Raw genomic sequence first — 838 nt, forward strand, 5'->3', positions numbered from 1 at the left:
GTGTAGTGGCACAGTAAATTTGGCCACCTGATTAAAGGTGATATTCTCACCTCAACACAAAACAGGTGACTTAATGAACAAGAAAACTAAGCGTACTTTCACCCCCGAGTTCAGGATGGAATGTGCACAGCTGATTGTTGATAAGGGCTACTCCTATCGACAAGCCAGTGAAGCGATGAATGTCGGTTCTACCACGCTTGAGAGCTGGGTACGCCAGCTCAGGCGTGAGCGCCAGGGGATTACGCCCTCTGCCACACCTATTACTCCAGACCAGCAACGTATCCGCGAGCTGGAAAAGCAGGTTCGTCGCCTGGAGGAACAGAATACGATATTAAAAAAGGCTACCGCGCTCTTGATGTCCGACTCACTGAACGGTTCACGATAGTTGCCAGACTGAGTGACAGCCACACGGTCGTCAGCCTGTGTTCTGCTCTGGGAATACACCGCAGCAGTTACCGATACTGGCGAAAACGACGCGATACGGTTAATCCGGCGCGAGTCAGGCTGTGCAGCGAAATACGCCGGGCGTGGAATCAGAGCCGGGGCTCAGCAGGGGCGCGTACTCTGGCTGACATGCTGACCCAAAACGGCGTCCCGATGAGCCGTTACCGTGCGGGGCGTCTGATGAAACATCTGAACCTGAGCAGTTGCCAGCCTGGAAAACATCAGTACAAAAATGCCCGTCAGGAGCATACCTGCCTGCCTAATCTGCTCGAGCGTCAGTTCGCTGTGCCCAAGCCAGACCGGGTGTGGTGCGGAGACATTACGTATATCTGGGCCGGAAATCGCTGGTGCTATCTGGCGGTCGTCATGGATCTTTTTGCCCGCAGGGTTATCG

1 pseudogene is annotated in these 838 nt (G+C 54.3%); it reads left to right on the forward strand.

Features of this window, described 5'->3' with window-relative positions:
• Nucleotides 1-37 precede the first annotated feature (37 nt).
• Nucleotides 38-838: pseudogene (locus ACKLKD_RS27900) on the forward strand (IS3 family transposase); the annotation flags it as partial.

Source organism: Klebsiella sp. 10982, assembly GCF_048589245.1.
Taxonomy (GTDB): domain Bacteria; phylum Pseudomonadota; class Gammaproteobacteria; order Enterobacterales; family Enterobacteriaceae; genus Klebsiella; species Klebsiella quasivariicola.